Source organism: Pseudooceanicola sp. NS-SX8 (genome assembly GCF_057380755.1).
This window is the reverse complement of the sequence record NZ_CM170819.1, coordinates 1,675,264-1,696,492: the sequence shown is the minus strand read 5'-3', so window position 1 is coordinate 1,696,492 and position 21,229 is coordinate 1,675,264. Positions and strand designations below refer to the sequence as shown.

Sequence of the window (21,229 nt, the reverse complement as noted above, 5' to 3'; positions counted from 1 at the left end):
CGCCGCCCCGGGAGGCCCGGGACGGCGGCGAAGGTCAGGCGATCACATCGCGTTGGCGACGGCATCCACCAGCATCTGCACGGCATCCTCCGACGACATGTCGGAGTTGAAGTGCGCGGTCACCACGTCGGTGATGGCCCCCGCCGGTTCGCCGCGCAGCGCCATGCCGTGGGCGTAGGAAGGCAGCAGCGAGCCGTCTTCGGCATCCGCCTGCATGTCTTCGGAGGACTTGATCGCGCAGCTGTCGAACTTGTCGAGCGACACGTCGGTGCGGACCGGGATCGACCCCTTGTTGAGGTTGAACGTCTCCTGGAAGGAGGGGCCGACGATCAGTTCCGCCAGCAGTTCCTGGCCCGCCACCTTGTCGTCATCGCCGCCCACGTCGAACATGGCGAAGCTGTCGACGTTGTAGAGGAAGCCGTGCCCCGGGGTTGCGGCGCAGACGAAATCGGTGCCCGGTTCCTTGCCGGCGGCGAGGAATTCGCCCTTGGCCCAGTCGCCCATGATCTGGAAGGCGGCTTCGCCGTTCATGACCATGGCGGTGGCCAGGTTCCAGTCGCGGCCCGAGAAGTTGTCATCCACGAAGCCGCGCAGGGTGCGCATCTCGTCGAAGACGGCCTTCATCGTGTCCGAGCCCAGTGCCTCGGGATCGAGGTCCACCAGCGCCTTCTGGTAGAAGTCCGCGCCCATGCCCAGCACGACGGTTTCGAAGATCGTGGCATCCTGCCAGGCCTGGCCACCATGGGCCAGCGGCGTGATGCCCGCCGCCTGCAGCTTCTCTGCCGCGGCGTTGAACTCTTCCCAGGTGGTGGGCATCTCGATGCCGTTGGCGTCGAGGATTTCCTTGTTGCCCCAGATCCAGTTGACCCGGTGCACGTTCACCGGCGCGGCGCACCAGTGGCCGTCGCATTTCATGTGTGCCGCCAGCTGTTCGGGCAGCACGTCGGCCCAGTGCTGGGCTTCGGCCACGTCGGAGATGTCGGCCAGCACGCCTTCCTCGTACCATTCCTGGATCGCCGGGCCCTTCAGCTGCACCGCGGTCGGGGCATTGCCCGACAGGACGCGGGCACGCAGGGCGGTCATGGCCGCATCGCCGCCGCCGCCCGCCACGGGCATGTCCGTCCAGGTGCCGCCACGGGCCGCGAATTCCTCTTGCAGAACCGCCACGGACTTGGCCTCGCCACCGCTGGTCCACCAGTGCAGGACCTCTGCCTTGGGTTCTGCCAGAACCGGCAGGGCAAGCGTCGTCAGCGCGGCCGAGGCCGCGATCATGGTCTTGATCGTCATTGGATGTCCTCCCCTAAAATGCACCCCTCCAGGTGCGAAGACAGCCACATTCTTGGGCCGCCACCCCTGCCCTGACAACCCGTCCCGCCGCGGGAAAGGTATTTGTTAGCGCAAACGACCGCCAGTTTGTTACACGCTGTTACCGAAGGGATTTCAGGGTGATACGCGCCGCAGCGCAGCGAAAAGCACCCCGGAGCCGCTGCGCAGGTGCGGGCCGGAGGCGATTGCGGGGCGCCCCCGGCCAGTCTAGTCTGGCGCCCGGAGCGGGGGAGAGAGATGACGATATCGCGACTGCTGGTCGTCGACGACGACGAAGAGATGCGGGAGATGCTGACGGACTTCCTGCGCCGGTCGGGGTTCTTCGTGCTGCCCGCCGCCAGCGGGGCGGAAATCGACGCGGCGCTGGAGAAGGGCCGCATCGACCTGATCCTGCTGGACGTGATGCTGGGCGATGAAAGCGGCGTGGCGATCTGTGCCGATCTGCGGGCGGAACACGAGGTGCCGATCATCCTGGTGTCCGCCCTGTCCGCCGATCACCAGCGCATGGCGGGCTACGAGGTGGGCGCGGACGATTACATCGCCAAGCCTTTCAACCCGGACCTGCTGCTGGCGCGGGTGCGTGCGGTGCTGAAGCGGGCGCGGCGCACGCCCTCGCTGGTCTATCGCCGGGCCAAGGGGCGCTTCGCCTTTGCCGGCTGGCTTTACGACGGGATGCGGGACGAGGTGACGGCGCCGGGCGGCTTCCAGGTGGCGCTGTCACGGCGGGAGACGGAGCTTTTGAAGGTCATGCTGGCCAATCCGCGCATCCCGCTGAGCCGGGAGGAGATCGCGGTGGCCCTTGGCGACGAGGGAGAGGCGGCGGGGCGCGCCATCGACGTGCTGATGGGGCGGCTGCGCAGCAAGATCGAGCGCGACCCCAAGGCGCCCGGCCTGCTGAAGACGCTGCGCGGCACCGGCTATGTCCTGTCCTGCGACGTCGAGGTGCGGGAGGGATGAGCCCCGGCGCGCCGCGGCGCCCCTGGCTGCGCAGGATGGGCCTGCGGGAGATGGGCACGCTCTGGGTGCTGGTGGCCTTTGCCGCGGGCGCCGGGTCTGCCGCGCTCTGGGTCGGGTCGCGGGCGGCCTGGGATCTTTACCTCGGCCGGGCACAGATGGCGGGCGTGTCGCTGCATGAAAGCCTGATGCGCGGCACCACCCCGCCCGAGGGCATGACGATGACGCCCGTGCCGCTGGACCAGCAGGCGCAGGCGGAGAAGGGCGAATTCGGCCGCCTGCCCGATGTGCCGGTGCCCGCCCAGATCACCCGCGCCTCGATCCGCGACGGCACGGCGGAGGATTTCGGCAGCCCCGTGCTGCGCCTGGCCATCGTGTCGGACGGGCTGCGCTACGAGGTGGCGGAGCTGGCGGGCGGCGCGCGGACGGGGCCGGAAAAGCTGGGCCGGGTGACGCGGCTGATGGCGACCTATTGTTCGAACCCGGTGCTGTTTGCCAGCGCGGGCGATGGCCCCTGGCAGCGGGTGGAGGCGCCGGGGATCTGGAGCTGTGCCGCCCAGCCCGGGGATTACCGGCTGGGTGGGCTGCTGCTGGCGCTGGTGGTGCTGGCCGTGCTCTGGACCCGGGTGGCGGAGGTGACGTCGCGCTTTCGCGGCTTCGCCGTGGCGCTGGACCGGCGGCGCATCGCGGGCGGGCCGGAACGCTATCCGGCCGAGGGCCCGGCCGAGTTGGCGCAGCTGGTCGATGCGGTGAACGCCCATCTGGAGGCCGAACGTGCCCTGCTGGCCCGCCGGGCGGAGATCCTGTCGGGCGTCAGCCACGATCTTGGCACCCCCGCCACGCGCCTGCGGCTGCGCACCCGGCTGATCGAGGACGACGCGCTGCGCGCCAAGTTCGACCATGACATCGACCGCATGACCGGGATGATCGAGAGCGTGCTGACCTATACCCGGTCCGAAATGTCGGCGGAGGCCCCGAGGGAGCTGTCGCTGACCTCACTGGTCGAAGCGATGGTGGCCGATTACGAGGACATGGGCCGCCCCGTGACCCTGCGCCCGCCGGAACCGGGGCCGAGCGCGCTGCGCGGCACGCTCTTTGCCGCCCGGCTGGACCGCCCTGCCCTGCCCGCGCCCGAGGAGGGGCCGGTGCTAGTGACGGCACGGCCCGTGGCGCTTGGCCGGGCCATCGGCAACCTGATCGACAATGCGCTGAAATACGGCCGCCGGGCCGAGGTCTGGATCGAGGCCGGGGCGGAACGCGCGGCGATCCTCGTCAAGGACGCGGGCCAGGGCATGGCGGCGGAGGAGATGGAGGCGCTGGTGCGCCCGTTCCGGCGCGGCGGCAATGCGGTGGCCTCCGAAGGCTTCGGCCTGGGCCTGACCATCGTACAGGCGGTGGCGGAGCAGCATGGCGGGCGGCTGAGCTATGCGCGCGGATCGGGCGGGATGATCGCCCGGCTGGAAATCACCCGGCGCTGACGCACCGCAAAGGCCCTAACGCACTGCACTGGCCCCGGCGGCCAGTTCGACGATCTCGTCGGTGATCTCCTCCTGCCGGAGGCGACGGCATTCGGAGACCAGCGTACCGAGGGTTTCCATCACATTGGCGCGGGCGGCGATCATGGCGCGCATGCGGGCCTCGTTCTCCGCCTCGAAGGCCAGCATCAGCGCCTCGGCCAGTTCGGAGAAGATGTATTCCTCCACCAGATTGGCCAGCAGGCGGGCGGGCGGCAGGGTCAGCATGGGCCGGCTGCCCGGCGCGGGCGGCGGGAAGCGGCTGTAGTCGAAGGGCACGAGGGAGCGGGTCACGACCTCCAGCTCTCCCGACCCGCCGGGCAGGGCCTGCACGATCACCACCTCGCCCAGCTGGCCGCCGGCGATGGGGGCAAAGATCGCCTCGGTCAGGCGGGTCGCCAGCCCCGGCACCTGCCCCGGGTGGGAGATCATGGCGGCGGACCAGTCCACCGTCAGCCCCTTTTCATCGGCCACCAGCAGCCCCCGGTCGCCCAGGATGAACAGCGCGCGCGCATCTTTCAGCAGCGGTTCGGCGGCGTCGAAGACCCGTTCGTTGTAGGTGCCGACGAAGCCCTGTTCGGCGGCGATCAGGATCACCGCGCGGCCACCTTCGGCGGCGCCCGAAGTGGTGGCCGGGGCGGCATCCTGCAGGCTCAGCGCCAGGCTGATGCCCTCTCCGATGGTGCGGGCATAGGTGCGGATGCCCTCGACATGGGCGCGGGCCTCCTGCGCGCGGGCGGCGGCGATGCCGCGCATGGCGGAGATCACCGAGGCGAGCTTGTGCACCGTGTCGATGCGGCCCTCGACGTCGGAGAGGCGGCCGCTCATCTCAGGCGCCCTGCCGGGGGGCGAGGTCCGCGACCAGCCCCGCCACGGCGGCGATCAGCGCGGCGCGGGTGTCGTCGGACAGCTTGCCGCTGGCCTGCAGTTCGGCCACCTGCGCCGCCGCATGCCCGTCCAGCCAGCGCGGCAGGCGGGCGCGCAGTTTCGCGATGCCTGCGACGGGGAAATCGTCCAGCGTGCCCTCGGCCAGGGCGGCCAGCAGGGCCACCTGATCGGCAAGGCGCATGCCGGAGAAGCGCGGCTGGTTCAGCAGGGCGCGGATGCGTTCGCCGCGCGCGATCTGCGCCCGGACGCGCGGGTTGGAGACCCCGCCGAAGCGGGTGAACATCTCCAGCTCCTGGAACTGGGCATAGTCGAGCCGCACCCGGCCCGAGACATCGCGCAGCGCCCGGTGCTGGGCCTTGCCGCCGACCCGGCTGACCGAAAGGCCCACGTCGACCGCGGGCCGCTGACCGGCGGCGAAAAGGTGGGTGTCCAGCACGATCTGCCCGTCGGTGATCGAGATCAGGTTGGTGGGGATATAGGCCGAAAGGTTGCCCGCATCGGTTTCGGCAATGGGCAGCGCGGTCAGCGATCCTCCCCCTGCCTCCTCCGACAGTTTCGCGGCGCGTTCCAGCAGGCGGGCGTGGAGGTAGAAGATATCCCCCGGATAGGCTTCGCGCCCCGGCGGTTCGCGGGTCAGCAGGGCCAGTTCGCGGTGGGTGGCGGCGTGGCGGGTCAGGTCGTCGATGACGATCAGCGCGTTCTGCCCCCGGTCGCGGAAATATTCCGCCATGGTCATGCCCGCGAAGGGCGCGATCCATTGCAGGCCGGGCGCGGTGGCGGCGCCGCCGACGACGAAGATGCAGCGGTCGGGTGCGCCGTGGTCGCGGACGGCGGCGATGACCCTTTCGACCGCCGTGGCCCGCTGGCCGATGGCGACATAGACGCAGATGACATCGCTGTCCTTCTGGTTGACGATGGCATCCACTGCCAGCGCCGTCTTGCCGGTGGCGCGGTCGCCCACGATGAGCTCCCGCTGCCCCCGGCCGAGGGCAAAGAGGCTGTCGACCACCAGCACCCCGGTTTCCAGCGGTTCGGTCACGTTGGCGCGTTCGATGATGGCGGGGGCGGCGCGTTCCACCGCCATCTGGTCGCTGGCGGCAATCGGCGCGCCGCCATCCATCGGACGGCCCAGCGGATCGACGACGCGGCCCAGCAGCGCCTCCCCCACCGGGACGCGCAGCACCTCGCCGGTGTCGGTGACCTTCTGTCCCGCCTGCACCGCGGCTGCCGCATCCAGCACCACGACGTCGATGCTGTCCTCGGCAAGGCCGTGGGCAAAGCCATATTGCCCGCCCTCGAACTTCAGCAGGGCGCCAAGGGCGGCCTCGGGCAGGCCGCTGACGCGCGCCACGCCATCGGCGATGGCGGTGACGCGGCCGACGGCCTCTGCACTGGCGTCCAGCGTGGTTTCCGCAAGGGTGTCGCGGCTGCGGGAGAGCCAGCCGGTTTCCGTCTCATCCATGCGCGTCAAGCTCCGCTCTGATCCGGTCGAGGTCGGCCCGGAAGGTGTTGGCGACCACGGCATGAGGGGTTTCCAGTTCCAGCCCGGCCAGCAGGTCGGGCTGCACCACCTTCACGAGGCGCAGCTCATGCCCCAGCACGCCCGCCAGCGCCGATTGCAGCGCCGCCTCTTCCGTGTCCGTCAGGGCGCGGGGGCTGCGCAGGGTCACGGTCGCCTCGGCCAGCCGGGCGCGGGTTTCGGAGGGCAGCTCCGCCACGGCGCGGGCCAGCCCGTCGATGAACCCCGCGATGCGGGCGCTGTCGGGCAGCCGCGCCATGAGGCGCGCGGCGATTTCCGTCGCAAGCTCCGCCGCCTCGGCCTCCAGCGCGCGGGACTGTTCGGCGCGCTTCGCCTCCAGCCCCGCCAGCGCGGTGGCGCGGGTGGCGTCGGCCTGGGCGCGGGCCTCGTCCAGCAGCCGGGCACGGGTCGCCTCCGCATCGGCCTGGGCCCGGGCGATACGTGCGGCACGGTCGGCAGCCAGCGCCTTTTCCGCTTCCTCCTCCCGCGCGCGGGCGGCCTGGGCCTCGGCCCGGGCGGCCTCTGCCTCATCCAGCGCGGCATGGGCCGCCGCCTGCCTCTGGGCCAGAATGGCGCTGACCGGGCGGAAGAGGAACCGGGAGAGGATCCAGACCAGAACCAGGAAGTTGACGGTCTGGAGCCCGAGGGTCCACCAGTCGATGCTCATGGCCTGCTCAGACGAAGGGGTTGGCGAAGAGGACCAGCAGCGCGATCACCAGGCAGTAGATCGCCATGGTCTCGATCATGGCGAGGCCGACGAAGAGCGTGCGGGAGATGGTGCCCGCGGCCTCCGGCTGGCGGGCGATGGCATCCATGGCGGCGGCGACCGCGCGCCCCTCCCCCAGGCCCGGGCCGATGGCGCCGAGGCCCACGGCCAGCGCGGCGGAGAAGATCGAGACGACTTGGATCAGGTTGTCCATCAGGGCGTGTCCTTTGTGTCGGGAAGGGGATGGGGGCCGGGCTCTTCACCGGCGGCGGCGCCGATGAAGACGGTGGCCAGAACGGCAAAGATATAGGCCTGGATGGCGCCGGTCAGCAGGTCGAGCGCCATGAAGGGAATGGGGACCAGAAGCCCCGCCAGCGACAGGATGATGCCGCTGATGAAGACCCCGCTCATCACGTTGCCGAACAGGCGCACGAAGAGCGAGAAGGTGCGCGTGATCTCTTCCACGAGGTTGAGAGGGATCATGATCCAGCTGGGTTCGGCGAAGGTCTTCAGGTAGCCAGCCAGCCCGCGCAGGCGCAGGCCCGCGCCGATGGTGGCGGCAAAGACGACAAGCGCCAGCGCGGCATCGGTTTCGACATGGGCCGTCGGCGCCTCCAGCCCCGGCAGCAGGCCGGACCAGTTGGCGATCAGCACGAAGATCAGCAGCGACCCGATCAGGGCGCGGAAGGGCGCGGGATCGCGGCGCATGGTTTCGCGGATCAGGTCGTCGACGGTGGTCACGGCCATTTCCAGCACCGTCTGCACCCGCCCGGGCCTGAGCGTCATGCGCCGGGTGGCCAGGTGGCAGCCCAGTGCCAGCGCCGCCATGATCGCCCAGGTCAGCAGCACCGGCTGCGTGAGCGGTACGGGGCCAAGCTGGAAGACCGGGGTGAGGTTCAGCGGGTTCTCCATCACGCGGCCTTCCGGTTGCGGCGCAGGATCACCGCGCGGCCCAGCAGCAGCCCCACGGCACCGCCCAGCAGCGCCGGCGCGCCCGCCAGCGCCAGCAGGGTGAAGACCACCACCAGCACGGCCATGCGCGCCAGTTGCAGCGTGATCGCCCGGCCCGGCGCACGGTCCGCCCCCAGCCAGAGCGCTGTGACCCGGTGGAGCGAGGCGAAATGCACCAGCCCCAGCCCAAAGCACAGCACCGCGCCCAGCAGGGCGGCGGCAAGGGGATGGGCGGCGGTCAGGGCCTTTGCCGTCTCGATCATTGGCGGTGCATCCATTTCCAGGCCGAATATAGGCCGAGCGCGGCGCCCAGCATGATCAGCGGCGCGGTGAAGAAGATCCCGGTGTCGAACTGCCGGTCGGCAAACCGGCCCAGCACCGTGCCCAGCAGCATCGGCGCGACGATGATCCAGCCCAGCACGCCGATCTGCCCCAGCCGCGCGGCCAGCGGCGGCTCGGGATCGGCATGGGACATCTGGCGGCGGGCCTCCTCGCGACGGGCGGCCTCTTCGGTGCGGTCGCTCATTCGCCCCCCCTGCCCGGCTGGATCTGCGGCGGATGGCCCAGAAGGCTGGCGCGCCCGGGGCGCAGGTACTGCATCAGCTGGCGCACCGCCTGGGAATGCAGGCGCATCTGTTCCACCCGCACGTCGCGGTCGGCCGACTGTTCCTTTGCCCGGAAGGCCGCGACCTGCTGCGCCAGCGCGCCCAGATCATCGCCCAGGATCCCCTCGCGGCAGGCGACGGAGACCTCCCGCCCCTCCCGCACGGTCAGAAGCCCGCCGCGCAGCGCGCAGAAGTGCCAGACCGCGCCGTCGCGCCAGCGCAGCACCGAAGCCGGCAGCGCCGTCAGCATGTCGACATGGCCGGGCAGCAGGCCGAAGCCACCGCTTTCATCCTCGGCCCGGATCGAGGGCGTCTCTGCCTCCACCAGCACGTCCATCGGGGTGGAGATGGTGAGGTGCAGCGCGCTCATGCCGCCTGGGCCTTGCGCGCCGCCTCTTCCTTGGCCCGCGCCTCCTCGAAGGTGCCGACCATGTAGAGGCTGCTTTCGTCCCAGTCGTCCGCCTCCCCCGCCAGGATCGCGCGGCAGCCCGCGATCGTGTCTTCGAGCGAGACGGAGCGGCCCTCCATCCCCGTGAAGGCCTCCGTCACGGCAAAGGGCTGGGTCAGGAAGCGCTGCAACCGGCGAGCGCGGTCGACGATATGGCGATCCTCACGGCCCAGTTCCTCCTTCCCCAGAAGGGAGATGACATCCTGCAGTTCGCGGTAATGCTCGATGGCGCGGCGGACCTCTCCGGCGACGGCGACGTGGTCTTCGCCCATGATCAGCGGGTCGAGCAGGATCGAGGAGGAGGCGATGGGATCGACGGCGGGGTACATGCCGTCGGCGGCCATGGCGCGGGACAGCACCACCATGCTGTCGACATGGGAGGCGATGGTGGTCACGGCCGGATCGGTGAAATCGTCGGCGGGGACATAGACCGCCTCGATGGCGGTGATGGCCGCATCCCCCACCGAGGCGATGCGCTCCTGCAGTTCCGCCACCTCGGTGGCCAGCGTCGGCTGGTAGCCCACGCGGGAGGCCATGCGGCCCAAAAGGCCCGAGACCTCGGACCCGGCCTGCACGAAGCGGAAGACGTTATCCATCAGGAGCAGCACGTTGCGGTGCTGTTCGTCGCGGAAATGTTCGGAAATCGCCAGCGCCGTCATCGGCACCCGCCAGCGCGCGCCGGGGGGTTCGTTCATCTGGCCATAGACCAGCACGGTATGGTCCAGCACGCCCGCGTCGGTCATGTCCTGCAGCATCTCGTGCCCCTCGCGGGACCGTTCGCCGACACCGGCAAAGACGGAGATCCCCTCGTAGCTGGCGACCATGGCATGGATCAGTTCCATCACCAGCACGGTCTTGCCCACGCCTGCGCCGCCGAACATGGCGGCCTTGCCGCCCTGCGCCAGCGGCGCCAGCAGGTCGATGACCTTGATGCCGGTGTGGAAGATCTCCGAGGTGCCGCCCTGGGCCGCGAAGGGCGGGGGCGCGTTGTGGATCGGGCGGCGGGGCACATCGGCGCCCAGCTCCGCCTTGCGGTCGCCGGTGGCGCCGGTCACGTCCATGAGCCGCCCCAGCACCGCATCGCCCACCGGCGTGGTCAGCGGACCGCCCGGGTGATCGACCGCCGCGCCGCGCCGCAATCCGCCCGTTGCTTGCAGGGCGATGGCGCGGATCCGCGTGTCGTCGAGGTGGGCCTGAACCTCCACCACCAGCGGCGGCAGGTCGGGCGAGCGGATGGTGAGCGCATCATTGACGGGCGGCAGGCCACCATCGGGAAAAGCGATGTCGACCACGGCGCCACGCACGGCGACGACACGGCCCGGGGAGAGGGATTCGGACGTCAAAACACTTGATCTCCAAGATGTTCCCCCTCAGGCCTACACCCGAACATACGGTACTGTCACCTGCCCGCGGCCCTCTCCGCGCCCCGCAGGCCGCTCCTTGCCACCGCCCCTGCAAAGGTGCCCGCCTTTTGCCCGCCCGCAAAAGCGGAAGGCCCGGCACATCGCGCCGGGCCCCACCATTTTCTGGCTCCCCAATATCCCCGCCGGAGGCATCGCCCCGGCAGGGGCGACCCCTTTGGGAGCAGGCTCAGCCCCAGCCGACGACGCCCTTGATTTCAAGGAAATCATGCAGGCCCCAGTCGGCATATTCGCGGCCGTTGCCGGACTGCTTGTAGCCGCCGAAAGGCGCGAAGCGGTCCCAGGCGGGCCCGTTCAGGTGCACCGTCCCCGCCCGCAGTTGCAGCGCCACGCGGCGCGCGGCCTCGGGGCTGCCCTGCACGTAGGCGGCAAGGCCATAGACCGTGTCATTGGCGATGCGCACCGCGTCGTCCTCGTCTTCATAGGAGATGATCGACAGCACCGGACCGAAGATCTCTTCCTGCGCGATGGTCATGTCGTTGCTGACATTGCCGAAGACCGTGGGACGGACGAAATAGCCCCGGTTCACGCCCTCGGGACGGCCTGTGCCACCGGCGGCGAGGGTGGCGCCCTCGGCAATGCCCTTCTCGATCAGGGCCTGCACCTTGGCGAACTGCACCTCGCTGACAAGCGGGCCCATGGTGGTGGCGGCATCCTGCGGATCGCCACACACGATGGCGGAAGCGACCTTGGCCGCGATCTCCATCGCCTCGTCCTGCCGGTCCGCCGGGACCAGCATGCGGGTCGGCGCGTTGCAGGACTGGCCGGTATTGCCAAAGCAGCTGGCCGCGCCTTCGGCCACGGCGGCGGCGAAATCGGCGTCGGGCAGGACGATGTTGGGCGACTTGCCCCCCAGTTCCTGCGCCACGCGCTTCACCGTGTCGGCGGCGGATTTCGCCACGATGACGCCCGCGCGGGTGGAGCCGGTGAAGGAGACCATGTCCACGTCGGGGTGTTCGGCCATGACCTGCCCCACCGAGGGGCCGTCGCCGTTGACCATGTTGAAGACGCCCGCCGGAACGCCCGCCTCGTCCATCACCTCGGCAAAGATCAGGCCGGACATCGGCGCGATCTCGGACGGTTTCAGGACCATGGTGCAACCTGCCGCGATAGCCGGGGCGACCTTGCAGGCGATCTGGTTCAGCGGCCAGTTCCAGGGCGTGATCAGGGCGCAGACGCCCACGGGTTCACGGGCGACGAGCGTGGTGCCGCGCGTCTCGGTGAACTCCATCTTCTTCAGCGCCTCCAGCGTCGCCTCGATATGCCACTGGCCGATGCCGGTCTGCCATTCGCGGGCAAAGCCGATGGGCGCGCCCATCTCGTGGCTGACCGCCTGGGCGATATCCTCGGACCGGGCGATGTAGCGTTCCAGGATCTTCTCCATCAGCGCGATGCGGTCTTCCTTGGTGGAGAACTGGAAGGTCTCGAAAGCCTTCCTGGCGGCGGCCACGGCGGCATTCACGTCGGCGGCGGAGCCGAGGGAGATTTCGTCGAAGGGCGTTTCATGGGCCGGGTCGATGACCGGCAGGGACCTGGGCGTGACCGGATCGACCCAGGCACCGTCGATGTAGAATTTCTTGCTGTTCGGGGAAAGCTGCATGGTCTCTCTCGAAGAAAAGCGCGGGCCGGACGAAGGGGGCGACCGGCCCGCAAGTGGGGGATGGTGTCGCGATCAGGCGGATTTGGCGGCGATGGCCTTTGCGGCGCGTTCGGCCACAAGGATCACCGTGGCGTTCAGGTTGCCCGAGATCATGCGCGGGAAGACCGAGGCATCGGCGACGTAGAGCCCTTCGACGCCGTTGACGGCAAAGCTGTCGCTGTCGACCACGGCGGTCGCGTCCTTGCCCATCCGGCAGGTGGAGGACGGGTGATAGAGCGTCATGCAGTGGCTGCGCACGTACATCTCGATATCCGCATCGGTCTGGCAATCGGCAGAGGGCGCCATTTCGCCATCCAGAATACCCGCCAGAGGTGCAGTTTCGGCCACGCGGCGCTGGATCTTGATCGCCTCCACCAGCGTCTTGATGTCGTTGCCGCTTTCATCGGAGGAGAAATACTTCGGGTCGATGGAGGGATAGCGGATCGGGTCGGCGGAGAAGAGCTTGATCTCGCCCCGGCTTTCGGGCCGCTGCAGGGTGGAGTGCATGGTCATCCCGGCCTTCACCGACATGAAGCGGGTGTAGTCGCGGTGCGGCGAGGCGGCGCCGTAGAGCTGCAGGTCCGGTTCGACGTCAGGGCGGGAGCGCACATGCGCACCGGCGGCCACCCACGGCACCGAGAACGGCCCGGTGCCCTTTTCTTCCCATTCCTTCTGCGCCCCGGCGATGAAATCGGCATCCCAGGCGCCGATGCCATCCTGATCCTTGGTGTAGTAGCTGAAGGCGACGTTGATGTGGTCCTGCAGGTTCTTGCCCATCTCGGGGATGTCGAATTGCGGGGTCACGCCCGCCTCCTTCAGTTCATCCGCAACGCCCAGGCCGGACAGCATCAGGATCTGCGGCGTGCCGATGGCCCCGGCGGCCATGATGACCTCGCTGTCGGCGCGGACCTGCACCGGCTGGCCGTTCTGCAGGTATTCCACGCCCACGGCGCGGTTGCCTTCCATCAGCACCCGGGTGATCAGTACGTTCTTGGTGACCGTCAGGTTCGGCCGGTCGAGGAAGGGCTGCACGTAGGCGGCATTGGTGCCGTAGCGCTGGCCGTCCTTGATGAAGAACTGGAAGAAGCCGAAGCCTTCCTGGCTGTCGCTGTTGAAATCGGGGTTGGCGCCGTAGCCTGCGGCGGCACCGGCCTCGACCCAGGCTTCCTCGAACCGGTGGCGGAACTCCGGGCTCTGGATATGCAGGGGGCCGTCCTGGCCGTGCATCGGGTCCTGGTGGTTGGCGTTGGTTTCAGAGGCGATGAAATCGGGCAGCACGCTGTCCCAGCCCCAGCCGGGGCAGCCCATTTCCTCTTCCCAGATGTTGAAGTCATAGGGCAGCCCGCGAATGTAGATCATCGCGTTCATGGACCCGGACCCGCCCATCATCTTGCCGCGCGGCCAGAAGATGCGCCGCCCCCGGCAACCGTCCTGGGCGACGGTGTAATAGCCCCAGTCGGCATCGGTGTTGAACAGCGACACCCAGTTGGAGGGGATCTTGGAATCCAGCGGCTGATCGCCGCCCGCTTCCAGCAGCAGTACCTTGCGGGAGGGATCGGCGCTGAGCCGGCCGGCCAGGACGCAGCCGGCGGAACCGGCACCGACGATGATCGTGTCGAAAGAGGTCTCAGACATGAAAGGGTCCTTCTCTGTTGGTCGCGGGGCTTTGCCGCGCCGTTTTGGCCCGGGGCGTCATGCGCCCCGGTTTATCTTTTCATTTCCGCAGCTTGCGCAGGATGTCGGTGAATTTCCCCACCAGCCCGTTGGGTAGCAGCACCACGGCGGCGGCGATGATCAGGCCCAGGCCGATGGTGCGGAACTCACCCATCTCGCGCATCAGCTCATCCGCGGTCATCAGCACGATGGTGCCCACCACCGGCCCCCAGAAGGTGCCCACGCCCCCCACCACGGCGATCGCCAGGATGAACAGCAGCGAGGACATGGAGAAGATGTTGGGCCCGATGGCCTGGAAATGCGTGGCGTAGAGCCCGCCGGTCAGCCCGGTGAAGAAGGCCGAGATGCCGAAGACCAGAAGCTGGGTGTGGAAGCGGTTGATGCCGCGTGCCACCGCATAGGGCTGGTTGTCGCGCAGCGCCTTGAAGGCCAGGCCCATCGGCCCGTGCAGGATGATCCAGCTGGCGCCCATGGACAGCACGAAGGAGACCAGCACGATGGCGTAGTTGCCCCGGATCCAGTCGCCCTTCAGGATCGGCCGCATGCCGAAATCCCCGAAGCGGGCAAAGCCCGTCGCGCCGCCGGTGAACTGGCGGCAGGAGGTGCCCACCATCTCGAAACAGCCGGTATCGGTGACGATCAGCAGGTAGATCACCTGGGCGATGGCATAGGTCAGAAGCGCCACGTAGACGCCCTGCAGGCGCAGGCAGGCGAGCCCCACGATGGCCGAGAAGGCCGTGGCGATGACCGCGCCCGCGGCAATGGCACCGTAGATGTTCCAGCCCAGGTAATGCGCCAGCATCGCCGTGCCGTAACCGCCGACGGCAAAGACCGCCATCTGGCCCAGGCTGAAGACACCGGCGTAGCCGAACAGAAGGTTCCACTGCACCGCGACCGAGGCCCAGAACAGGCCCACGATGACCTGCCCCATCATGTAGCGGCTTTCGATGAAGAAGGGCGCGGCCACGGCGGCAGCCAGAAGCAGCACGCCGATCAGCAGGTCCGTGCGGCCCTTGGAGGGGCGGCGCGGGGTGCTTGCGGGAAGGGTTTGGGTGATATCGCTCATCTCTCGTTCCTCACATGCGGCGGATCTGGGCACGGCCGAAAAGACCATTCGGGCGCCAGATCAGGATGGCGATGACCAGCATCAGCAGGACGGGGAAGCCCCAGCGGGCGCCCATGCCGAACTGCACCCCCGCCTCGACCAGCGCGAGGCCGAAGGCCGCGGCCACCGCGCCGGGCAGGTTGCCCAGGCCCGCCACCACGCACATGATGAAGGCCTTCAGCATCGGGTCGGCGCCCAGTGTCGGCGACAGCTGGGTGACCGAGCTGACGAGCACGCCGCAGATGCCTGCGACGGCGCCCGACAGCGCCAGCACCTGCAGGTAGGTGCGTTCCACCGCGACGCCCATCAGCTGCGCGGCCTCGCGGTTCTGGGCGGTGGCGCGGATGGCGCGGCCCATGCGGGTGCGCCCGATCAGCAGCGCCAGGATCACCATGACCACCACCGCCACGGCGATGATGACCATGTTCAGCCACGGCACCGCGCTGGCGCCGATGCGCAGCGCGCCCGAGACGCCGAAGGGCTGCGCCAGCGGCTGGCCGCCATAGACCAGCAGCAGCGCGTTCTGCAGCGCGATGGACAGGCCCACCGTGGCGATCATCACGCTGGTCTCGAAGTTCTTGCCGGCGGTCTTCAGCAGCGAGCGCACGACCAGCACGTAGAGCACCATGCCCGCCACCGCGCCCACGGCAGCGGCGACCAGCACGGCCAGCCAGACCGGCAGGCCCAGCGTGGTGGCGATGGTGAAGACGGTGTAGCCGCCAAGGGCCAGCATGGCGCCATGGGCCATGTTCAGCATGCCCATGGAGCCCCAGATCAGCGACAGACCGACGGTTGCCAGCGCATAGAGCGCGCCGTTCGTCAGCCCCGTCGACAGGATGGCGATGAGGATATCCATCAGCTCAGCCCCCCAGATAGGTTTCAAGTAGTTCGCCGCGTTCCAGCAGCTCGGCCGGCAGGCCCGACCAGGTCAGGCGACCGTCGTCCAGCAGGTGCATGACATCCGACAGATGCGCGACGCGGGCGGGGTTTTCCTCCACCAGAAGGATCGTGCGGCCCTGCGCGCGCAGCTTGCCGATCACCTCGTAGATCTGTTCGATCACCAGCGGCGCGAGGCCCAGGGACGGCTCGTCCAGCATCAGCACGTCGGCGCCCGCCATCAGGCCGCGCCCGATGCCGACCATGCGCCGCTCGCCCCCCGAAAGGGACGAGGCGACCTGGCCGTGGCGTTCCTTCAGCCGGGGCAGCAGGGCATAGACCTCTTCCAGCAGGGCCTCGAACCGGGTGGCGTCCCGGTTCAGGTAGGCGCCCATCTGCAGGTTCTCGTAAACGGTCATTTCCGGGAACAGCAGGTCGCCCTGCGGCACATGGGCCAGACCCATTGCCGCGATCCTTTCTGGCCGGGTGCGCGACAGGTCGCGCCCGCCGAGCCGGATCGTGCCCTTCGACAGCGAGGTCAGGCCGGAAATCGTGCGCAGCAGCGTCGACTTGCCGTGCCCGTTGGGGCCGACGACGGTGACGATCTGCCCCTTCTTCACGGTCAGGGAAATACCGTGCAGCACGTCGGGGCCGTCATAGCCCGCATGCACGCCATCCAGTTCCAGCATGGCTTCAGGCATCTGCGGCCTCCTCTGCCCCGGCTTCGGAGAAATGCGATTTCAGGCGCCCGGCGGTGCCGGCGCCCAGGTAGGTTTCCACCACCGTCTCATCCTCGGCCACCTGGTCAGGGCGGCCTTCGAAGATGACCTGGCCGTGGTGCATGATGATCACCCGGGTGGAGAGCGACAGCAGGAAGCGCATCACGTGCTCGATCAGCACGATGGTAATCCCCTGCCCCTGCATCTTCCGCACCAGATCCTGGATATGGTCGATTTCTTCGGTGTTCAGGCCACCGACGGGTTCGTCGAGGAAGATCATCCGCGGCTTCGTCGCCATGGCGCCCGCGATCATCAGCAGCTTGCGGTCCAGCACCGGCAGGTCGCCCGCCACCATGTGGCGCTTGGCCGACAGGCCCACGAACTCCAGCGCCTCTTCCACCGCCGCCCGCGTCTCGGCACCCAGCCGCAGACCGGGGAACTTCCGCGCGGCGCGGCCGAACTGGGCCGCGACCTGCACGTTCTCCAGCACTGTCAGGTGATCGAAGGCCGCGTTCAGCTGGAAGGTCCGCGCGACGCCCGCGTGGCAGATCCGGTCCGCCCCCCAGCTCGTCACATCGTGACCGTCGAAGGTGATCCGCCCCCCGGAGGGAGCGGTGATGCCGGTGACCACGTCGAAGAACGTGGTCTTGCCGGCGCCGTTGGGGCCACCGATGCCCAGCACCTCGCCGGGCATCACCTGAAGGGAGACCCCGTCCACCGCGGCAAGAGAGCCGAAGTGGCGGGAGACCTCTTCACAGACCAGGAGGGGCTGCGCATCCTTGGCCATCAGGACATCCACGGCGGCATGACGAAGCTGCCCTTGGCGTAGCTGCCCGGTGCCACCAGCACGGGGTCCTGGGTCAGGTCCTGGTGCTGCAGGAACTGGTGCGGCATGCCCAGCGAGGCGTCATTGGTCTGTGCCGGGTAGGTATAGGCGGACTGGCCATCGGGGTCGAAGCGGCAGACGCCGTTCACGCCGCGATAGATCAGCCGGTTCATCGAGGCGGCAACGGCGCGGGCCTGCTCGCCATCGTAGGGTTCGCCCGCGCCACCGGCGATCGCCGCGGCCAGGGCCCATTTCCACAGCCCGTCATAGGTCTGCGAGCCGGTCAGATAGGCAGCGTTCGGGCCGAACTTCTCCCGGTAGGTGGTGCGGAACCCTTCGGAGAAGTCGTCGGGCAGGCAGCCCACCACGGTGGAATAGAGCACGCCCTTCACCGCGTCGCCGCCGATCTCCTTGAAGGCCGGCAGGGAGGGGCCGTACTGCATGTAGATCAGCGAATTGGTCGGCTGCGGAATGAACTGGGTCATGAAGGCCGCAAGGTCCTGCGGCAGGAAGTGCGTCACCGCGATGACCGCCGGTTCGTCCTGACGGATCTTGGCCAGCGTCGGGCCCCACTGGTTGGTCGGGAACTGCACCGTCTCGTAGATCGAGATTTCCCAGCCCGCTTCCTCGGCGAATTCGCGCACGGCGTTGGCGATCACGATGGAATATTCCACCGAGGAGGCGACCAGCGCGATCTTGCGGTTGGCAGGGGTCCACTGGCCGGTGTCGACCAGGTTGTTCAGATAGGACAGCAGGCCCGGGCCGTAATAGTATTCGGGCGGATCGCCCTGGAAGCAGCCGTAGTAGCGATCCGGGTCTTCCTTGAACTTGTTGTTGTGCGAAATCAGCGTGTTGTAGTGGCAGAAGATGACGTCGCTGTCAGCCGCGACATCCATTTCCACCATGTTGGTGCCGTTGTTGTAGCCGTTGATGATCACCGGGGTCTCGTAACGGTCGATCAGGCGCTGCATGGCCTGGCTGACCACGTCGGCGCCCATCTCTGCGGTGTCTTCGACATGCAGTTCCAGCGGGCGGCCCAGGATGCCGCCGACGGAGTTGATCTCCTCGATGGCAAGGTTGAGGCCGTTCTGGAACTCGATGCCGTCTGCGGCGGCCACGCCGGACATCGGCAGGGCGGCGCCCACGGGGATCGGGTCGCCACCGGCGGCCTTGGCCTGACCGGCGTTCATGCCGGCGAGCAGCGACAGGCCGGCGCCGCTGGCAAGCGAGCTGCGAAGCAGGGAGCGTCTGTTCATCATGGTTTGTCTCCTTGTTGGTCTCGTTGGGGATGGTCGGCCTTGGGGCCGATCCTTTTCTTGGTCTTTCGTGGGGTGGGGTGCGGGGCAGCTGGCGGTTGCAGCGGGGCTGCAGAGCTGGCGGCCCCTCCCGGTCGTCCCGCCCGGAAGGGCGGACGGGAGAACTAGAGAAGGTGCGCAGGATCCTGGCGCTGCCACCACTTGGCCAGGGCCAGCACCGCGCTGTCGCGGCCACGGGCCGAGATGATCTGCAGCGAATGCGGCAGGCCCGATGCCTCATCCACGCCATTTGGCACCACGGCCGCCGGCTGCTGCGTCAGGTTGATGGGGAAGCTGAAGCCGGCCCATTTGAACCAGCGATCCAGGCCGCTGCCCGGGGGCACCTCTTCGCCTGCCTTGAAGGGCAGCACGGCGCAGCCCGGGGCGATGATGTAGTCGAAACGTTCGAACATCTTGTCCATCTGGCTGCCGAAGGCCGCGCGGGCGTTCACGGCAGTGATGTAATCGGTGGTGGTCCAGCCCATGGCCTCTTCGGCGATGGCCATGACGCCCGGATCGATCCGGTCACGCGGCAGGCTGTCCAGCGGGCCGAAGCCCTCCAGCCGGGCGCGGGCACCGCAGAACCACAGCTTTGTCGCGATCTCGTAGAGCTGGTCCGACATCGGCAGCGCGATCTCCTCCAGCTCCGCCCCGGCGGCGCGGAAGCGGGCGACGGCGGCCTCGAAGGCGGCGGCGACGGCGGGCTCGACCGTGCCCACCGGCGGGGTCGCCCAGATGCCGATGCGCAGACCGGAGGGAGAGGTTTCATGCGGTGCCAGCTGGTGCAGCGGGGCCTCGCCCTGGAACCAGTCGCGACGGTCGCGGCCGGACATGACGGTCAGCATCTGCTCCACGTCCTCGACCCGGCGGGCCATCGGACCGATATGCGCCACGGTGCCGAAGGCAGAGGCCGGATAGGCCGGCACGCGGCCGAAGGTCGGCTTGATCCCGGAAATGCCGGTGAAGGCGGAGGGAATGCGGATCGACCCGCCCCCGTCGGAGCCGAGGTGCAACACCCCGGCTCCCATGGACGCCGCGACGGCGGCACCGCCGGAGGACCCGCCGGGCGTCACTTCGGTGTTCCAGGGATTGCGCGTGATGCCCCAGCGGTGGCTGTCGGTCAGGGCCTTCCAGCCGAATTCCGGGGTCATCGTCGTGCCCAGCATCACCAGGCCCGCATCGCGCAGCTTGGCGACGCTGGGGGCATCTTCGGCGCAGGGTTCATCGCTGCCAAGATGGCTGCCGTTGCTGACGGGCCAGCCCGCGATCTGCACGATATCCTTGATGGTGCCCGGCACGCCATCGATCGCCGACAGCGCCTCGCCCTTCTTCCAGCGCTCTTCAGAGGCGGCGGCAGAGGCAAGCGCGCTTTCCTCGTCGATCAGGGCGAAGGCATTGCACAGCGCCTGCGCCTCATGCGCCCGCTTCAGGGCATCCCGGGTCACCTCGACCGGGGACAGCGCCCCGGAGGCATAGGCCGTGGTCAGCTCCGCCACCGACATCTGGCATGTTTCGCATGCATCCGACACGGGATGCGTCTGAGTTTTCAGCACGGCTTCGTCCATCATTCGCTTGGTGTTGACCCAAGGCTGGCGAAACCGTCCCAACACGTAAAATACAAAGAATGGCCGAAATCATTACATTTTTTGGGTATCTCCCTCATGACCCCCAGCCTGAAGCAGCTCACCTATATCTGTGCCGTGCAGGAAACCGGCAGCTTCGCGAAAGCTGCACAGAAGATGAACATTTCGCAGTCCTCGATCCTCGCCGCCGTTGACACGGCGGAGCACGATCTGGGGGTGCGAATCTTCTCCCGACAGAAAGGACGGGGGGTTCTGACCACCTCGGCCGGTGAAAAATTCATCGCGGCGGCCCGGCGCCTTCTGGCCGCCGAGCAGGAATTCAACCGGGAGTTGCGATCCCAGAGCGCGGATGACGGCCAGCTGCGTGTCGGCCTGTTCGAACCCTTCAGCTCCATCATGATGGTAGAGGTCCTGACCCGCCTGCGCGCACAGCTGGGTAATGTCTCGGTCGAGCTGGTGGAGGCGGACCAGCCCAGCCTGAAGCGTTACCTCGACCGGGGGGAAGTCGACCTGGTGGTGGTCTACGACCTCGGCCCCGACTTCACCGGCACGATCGAAAAGATCGGCCGTGCCCCGCCCCATGCCATGGTGCATGAAGACAGCCCCCTGGCCCGGCACGAGGCGATCAGCATCAGCCAGCTGGCAGAACACCCGATTTCCCTGCTCAGCCTGCCGCTGACCATGACCTACCTGATGACGCTGTTCGACTTCTCGGACCGGCGGCCGCGCATCATCTTCAAGAGCCGCAATTACGAAAGCATCATTCGCGGCGTGTCGCGCGGGTTCGGCTCCACCATCCTCAACGCCTGGCCACGCAAGCCGCTGCCGGTGGAACAGCGCACCCGGCGCCTGCGGCTGCTGGATCCGCTGCCGGCGCCCAATATCATCACCGTGGACCACTACGGCGACATGCGCCCCCGCCCCGTCGAGGTCTTCATCGCAATCCTTAAGGACTACTTCGCCGAAGCCTACTATCACTTCTGAGCCCCCGGCGCGGGGCCTCGTGCCCTCCGGTCCGGGCAACAATCGGCCAGGGACAGGCCGCAACAGGCTGCTACACTACAGTCCGGCCCCAACAGTCCGGAGAGCGGACGAAACTCCGTTTGCGCCGCAACGTCCCGCGCAAAGCGGCCCCTGCCCGCGCCGGACTGCTTGCGATCCGCCGACGCATGTTGAATAC

The 21,229-nt window shown here is 68.4% G+C and carries 21 protein-coding genes; 3 read left to right on the top strand and 18 right to left on the bottom strand.

The window, feature by feature from the left end; all coding sequences use genetic code 11:
- Positions 1–42 precede the first annotated feature (42 nt).
- On the bottom strand, positions 43–1,287 hold the full coding sequence (locus tag AC2IR1_RS07730) for an ABC transporter substrate-binding protein (protein WP_486475705.1): 1,245 nt from the start codon (positions 1,285–1,287) through the stop codon (positions 43–45).
- 276 nt (positions 1,288–1,563) lie between these two features.
- Between AC2IR1_RS07730 and AC2IR1_RS07725 the strand changes: the two genes are divergently transcribed.
- Together AC2IR1_RS07725 and AC2IR1_RS07720 are read left to right on the top strand one after the other, a co-directional pair.
- Positions 1,564–2,283: a response regulator transcription factor gene (locus AC2IR1_RS07725; protein WP_486475704.1), complete on the top strand. Its 720-nt coding sequence runs from the start codon at positions 1,564–1,566 to the stop codon at positions 2,281–2,283.
- Positions 2,280–3,758 (top strand): sensor histidine kinase, encoded by a 1,479-nt coding sequence (locus AC2IR1_RS07720; protein WP_486475703.1) that lies wholly within the window; start codon positions 2,280–2,282, stop codon positions 3,756–3,758. The genes AC2IR1_RS07725 and AC2IR1_RS07720 overlap by 4 nt, the downstream gene beginning before the upstream one ends.
- Positions 3,759–3,773: 15 nt before the next feature.
- On the opposite strand, the gene AC2IR1_RS07715 is transcribed toward AC2IR1_RS07720, so the two are convergent.
- The 17 genes from AC2IR1_RS07715 to AC2IR1_RS07635 all read right to left on the bottom strand — a co-directional run bounded on the left by AC2IR1_RS07715 (position 3,774) and on the right by AC2IR1_RS07635 (position 20,034).
- Complete coding sequence (locus AC2IR1_RS07715; protein ID WP_486475702.1) at positions 3,774–4,622, bottom strand: F0F1 ATP synthase subunit gamma; 849 nt, start codon at positions 4,620–4,622, stop codon at positions 3,774–3,776.
- Position 4,623: 1 nt separating this feature from the next.
- Positions 4,624–6,144, bottom strand: coding sequence for a F0F1 ATP synthase subunit alpha (locus AC2IR1_RS07710; protein ID WP_486475701.1), 1,521 nt, complete (start codon positions 6,142–6,144; stop codon positions 4,624–4,626).
- Positions 6,137–6,868, bottom strand: a complete 732-nt coding sequence (locus AC2IR1_RS07705) for a F0F1 ATP synthase subunit delta (RefSeq protein WP_486475700.1) — start codon at positions 6,866–6,868, stop codon at positions 6,137–6,139. Before AC2IR1_RS07705 ends, AC2IR1_RS07710 begins: the two co-directional genes overlap by 8 nt.
- A gap of 7 nt (positions 6,869–6,875) precedes the next feature.
- The gene (locus tag AC2IR1_RS07700; protein WP_486475699.1) at positions 6,876–7,121 is read right to left on the bottom strand and encodes a F0F1 ATP synthase subunit C; all 246 of its coding nucleotides are present in this window, start codon (positions 7,119–7,121) and stop codon (positions 6,876–6,878) included.
- Positions 7,121–7,819 carry a F0F1 ATP synthase subunit A gene (locus AC2IR1_RS07695; RefSeq protein ID WP_486476380.1) on the bottom strand — a complete coding sequence of 233 codons (699 nt, stop codon included), beginning with the start codon at positions 7,817–7,819 and terminating at the stop codon, positions 7,121–7,123. Before AC2IR1_RS07695 ends, AC2IR1_RS07700 begins: the two co-directional genes overlap by 1 nt.
- Positions 7,819–8,121, bottom strand: coding sequence for an N-ATPase subunit AtpR (locus tag AC2IR1_RS07690; protein ID WP_486475698.1), 303 nt, complete (start codon positions 8,119–8,121; stop codon positions 7,819–7,821). The genes AC2IR1_RS07695 and AC2IR1_RS07690 overlap by 1 nt, the downstream gene beginning before the upstream one ends.
- The gene (locus tag AC2IR1_RS07685; protein WP_486475697.1) at positions 8,118–8,384 is read right to left on the bottom strand and encodes an AtpZ/AtpI family protein; all 267 of its coding nucleotides are present in this window, start codon (positions 8,382–8,384) and stop codon (positions 8,118–8,120) included. Before AC2IR1_RS07685 ends, AC2IR1_RS07690 begins: the two co-directional genes overlap by 4 nt.
- A complete protein-coding gene (locus tag AC2IR1_RS07680) occupies positions 8,381–8,833 on the bottom strand; it encodes a F0F1 ATP synthase subunit epsilon (RefSeq protein ID WP_486475696.1) in 453 nt (150 codons plus the stop codon). Before AC2IR1_RS07680 ends, AC2IR1_RS07685 begins: the two co-directional genes overlap by 4 nt.
- Positions 8,830–10,254: a F0F1 ATP synthase subunit beta gene (gene atpD, locus AC2IR1_RS07675; protein ID WP_486475695.1), complete on the bottom strand. Its 1,425-nt coding sequence runs from the start codon at positions 10,252–10,254 to the stop codon at positions 8,830–8,832. The genes AC2IR1_RS07680 and atpD overlap by 4 nt, the downstream gene beginning before the upstream one ends.
- Before the next feature lie 247 nt (positions 10,255–10,501).
- Complete coding sequence (locus AC2IR1_RS07670) at positions 10,502–11,932, bottom strand: aldehyde dehydrogenase family protein (protein ID WP_486475694.1); 1,431 nt, start codon at positions 11,930–11,932, stop codon at positions 10,502–10,504.
- Between the two features lie 72 nt (positions 11,933–12,004).
- Positions 12,005–13,606, bottom strand: coding sequence for a GMC family oxidoreductase (locus tag AC2IR1_RS07665; RefSeq protein WP_486475693.1), 1,602 nt, complete (start codon positions 13,604–13,606; stop codon positions 12,005–12,007).
- A gap of 79 nt (positions 13,607–13,685) precedes the next feature.
- The gene (locus AC2IR1_RS07660; RefSeq protein WP_486475692.1) at positions 13,686–14,711 is read right to left on the bottom strand and encodes a branched-chain amino acid ABC transporter permease; all 1,026 of its coding nucleotides are present in this window, start codon (positions 14,709–14,711) and stop codon (positions 13,686–13,688) included.
- A gap of 10 nt (positions 14,712–14,721) precedes the next feature.
- Positions 14,722–15,606 carry a branched-chain amino acid ABC transporter permease gene (locus AC2IR1_RS07655; RefSeq protein ID WP_486475691.1) on the bottom strand — a complete coding sequence of 295 codons (885 nt, stop codon included), beginning with the start codon at positions 15,604–15,606 and terminating at the stop codon, positions 14,722–14,724.
- Between the two features lie 4 nt (positions 15,607–15,610).
- Positions 15,611–16,327, bottom strand: coding sequence for an ABC transporter ATP-binding protein (locus AC2IR1_RS07650; protein WP_486475690.1), 717 nt, complete (start codon positions 16,325–16,327; stop codon positions 15,611–15,613).
- The gene (locus AC2IR1_RS07645; RefSeq protein ID WP_486475689.1) at positions 16,320–17,132 is read right to left on the bottom strand and encodes an ABC transporter ATP-binding protein; all 813 of its coding nucleotides are present in this window, start codon (positions 17,130–17,132) and stop codon (positions 16,320–16,322) included. Before AC2IR1_RS07645 ends, AC2IR1_RS07650 begins: the two co-directional genes overlap by 8 nt.
- On the bottom strand, positions 17,132–18,430 hold the full coding sequence (locus tag AC2IR1_RS07640; RefSeq protein WP_486475688.1) for an ABC transporter substrate-binding protein: 1,299 nt from the start codon (positions 18,428–18,430) through the stop codon (positions 17,132–17,134). The genes AC2IR1_RS07645 and AC2IR1_RS07640 overlap by 1 nt, the downstream gene beginning before the upstream one ends.
- A gap of 161 nt (positions 18,431–18,591) precedes the next feature.
- A complete protein-coding gene (locus AC2IR1_RS07635; RefSeq protein ID WP_486475687.1) occupies positions 18,592–20,034 on the bottom strand; it encodes an amidase in 1,443 nt (480 codons plus the stop codon).
- A gap of 93 nt (positions 20,035–20,127) precedes the next feature.
- Here AC2IR1_RS07635 and AC2IR1_RS07630 point away from each other — a divergent pair, with 93 nt between their 5' ends.
- Positions 20,128–21,033: a LysR family transcriptional regulator gene (locus tag AC2IR1_RS07630; protein ID WP_486475686.1), complete on the top strand. Its 906-nt coding sequence runs from the start codon at positions 20,128–20,130 to the stop codon at positions 21,031–21,033.
- The last annotated feature ends 196 nt before the right edge of the window (positions 21,034–21,229 follow it).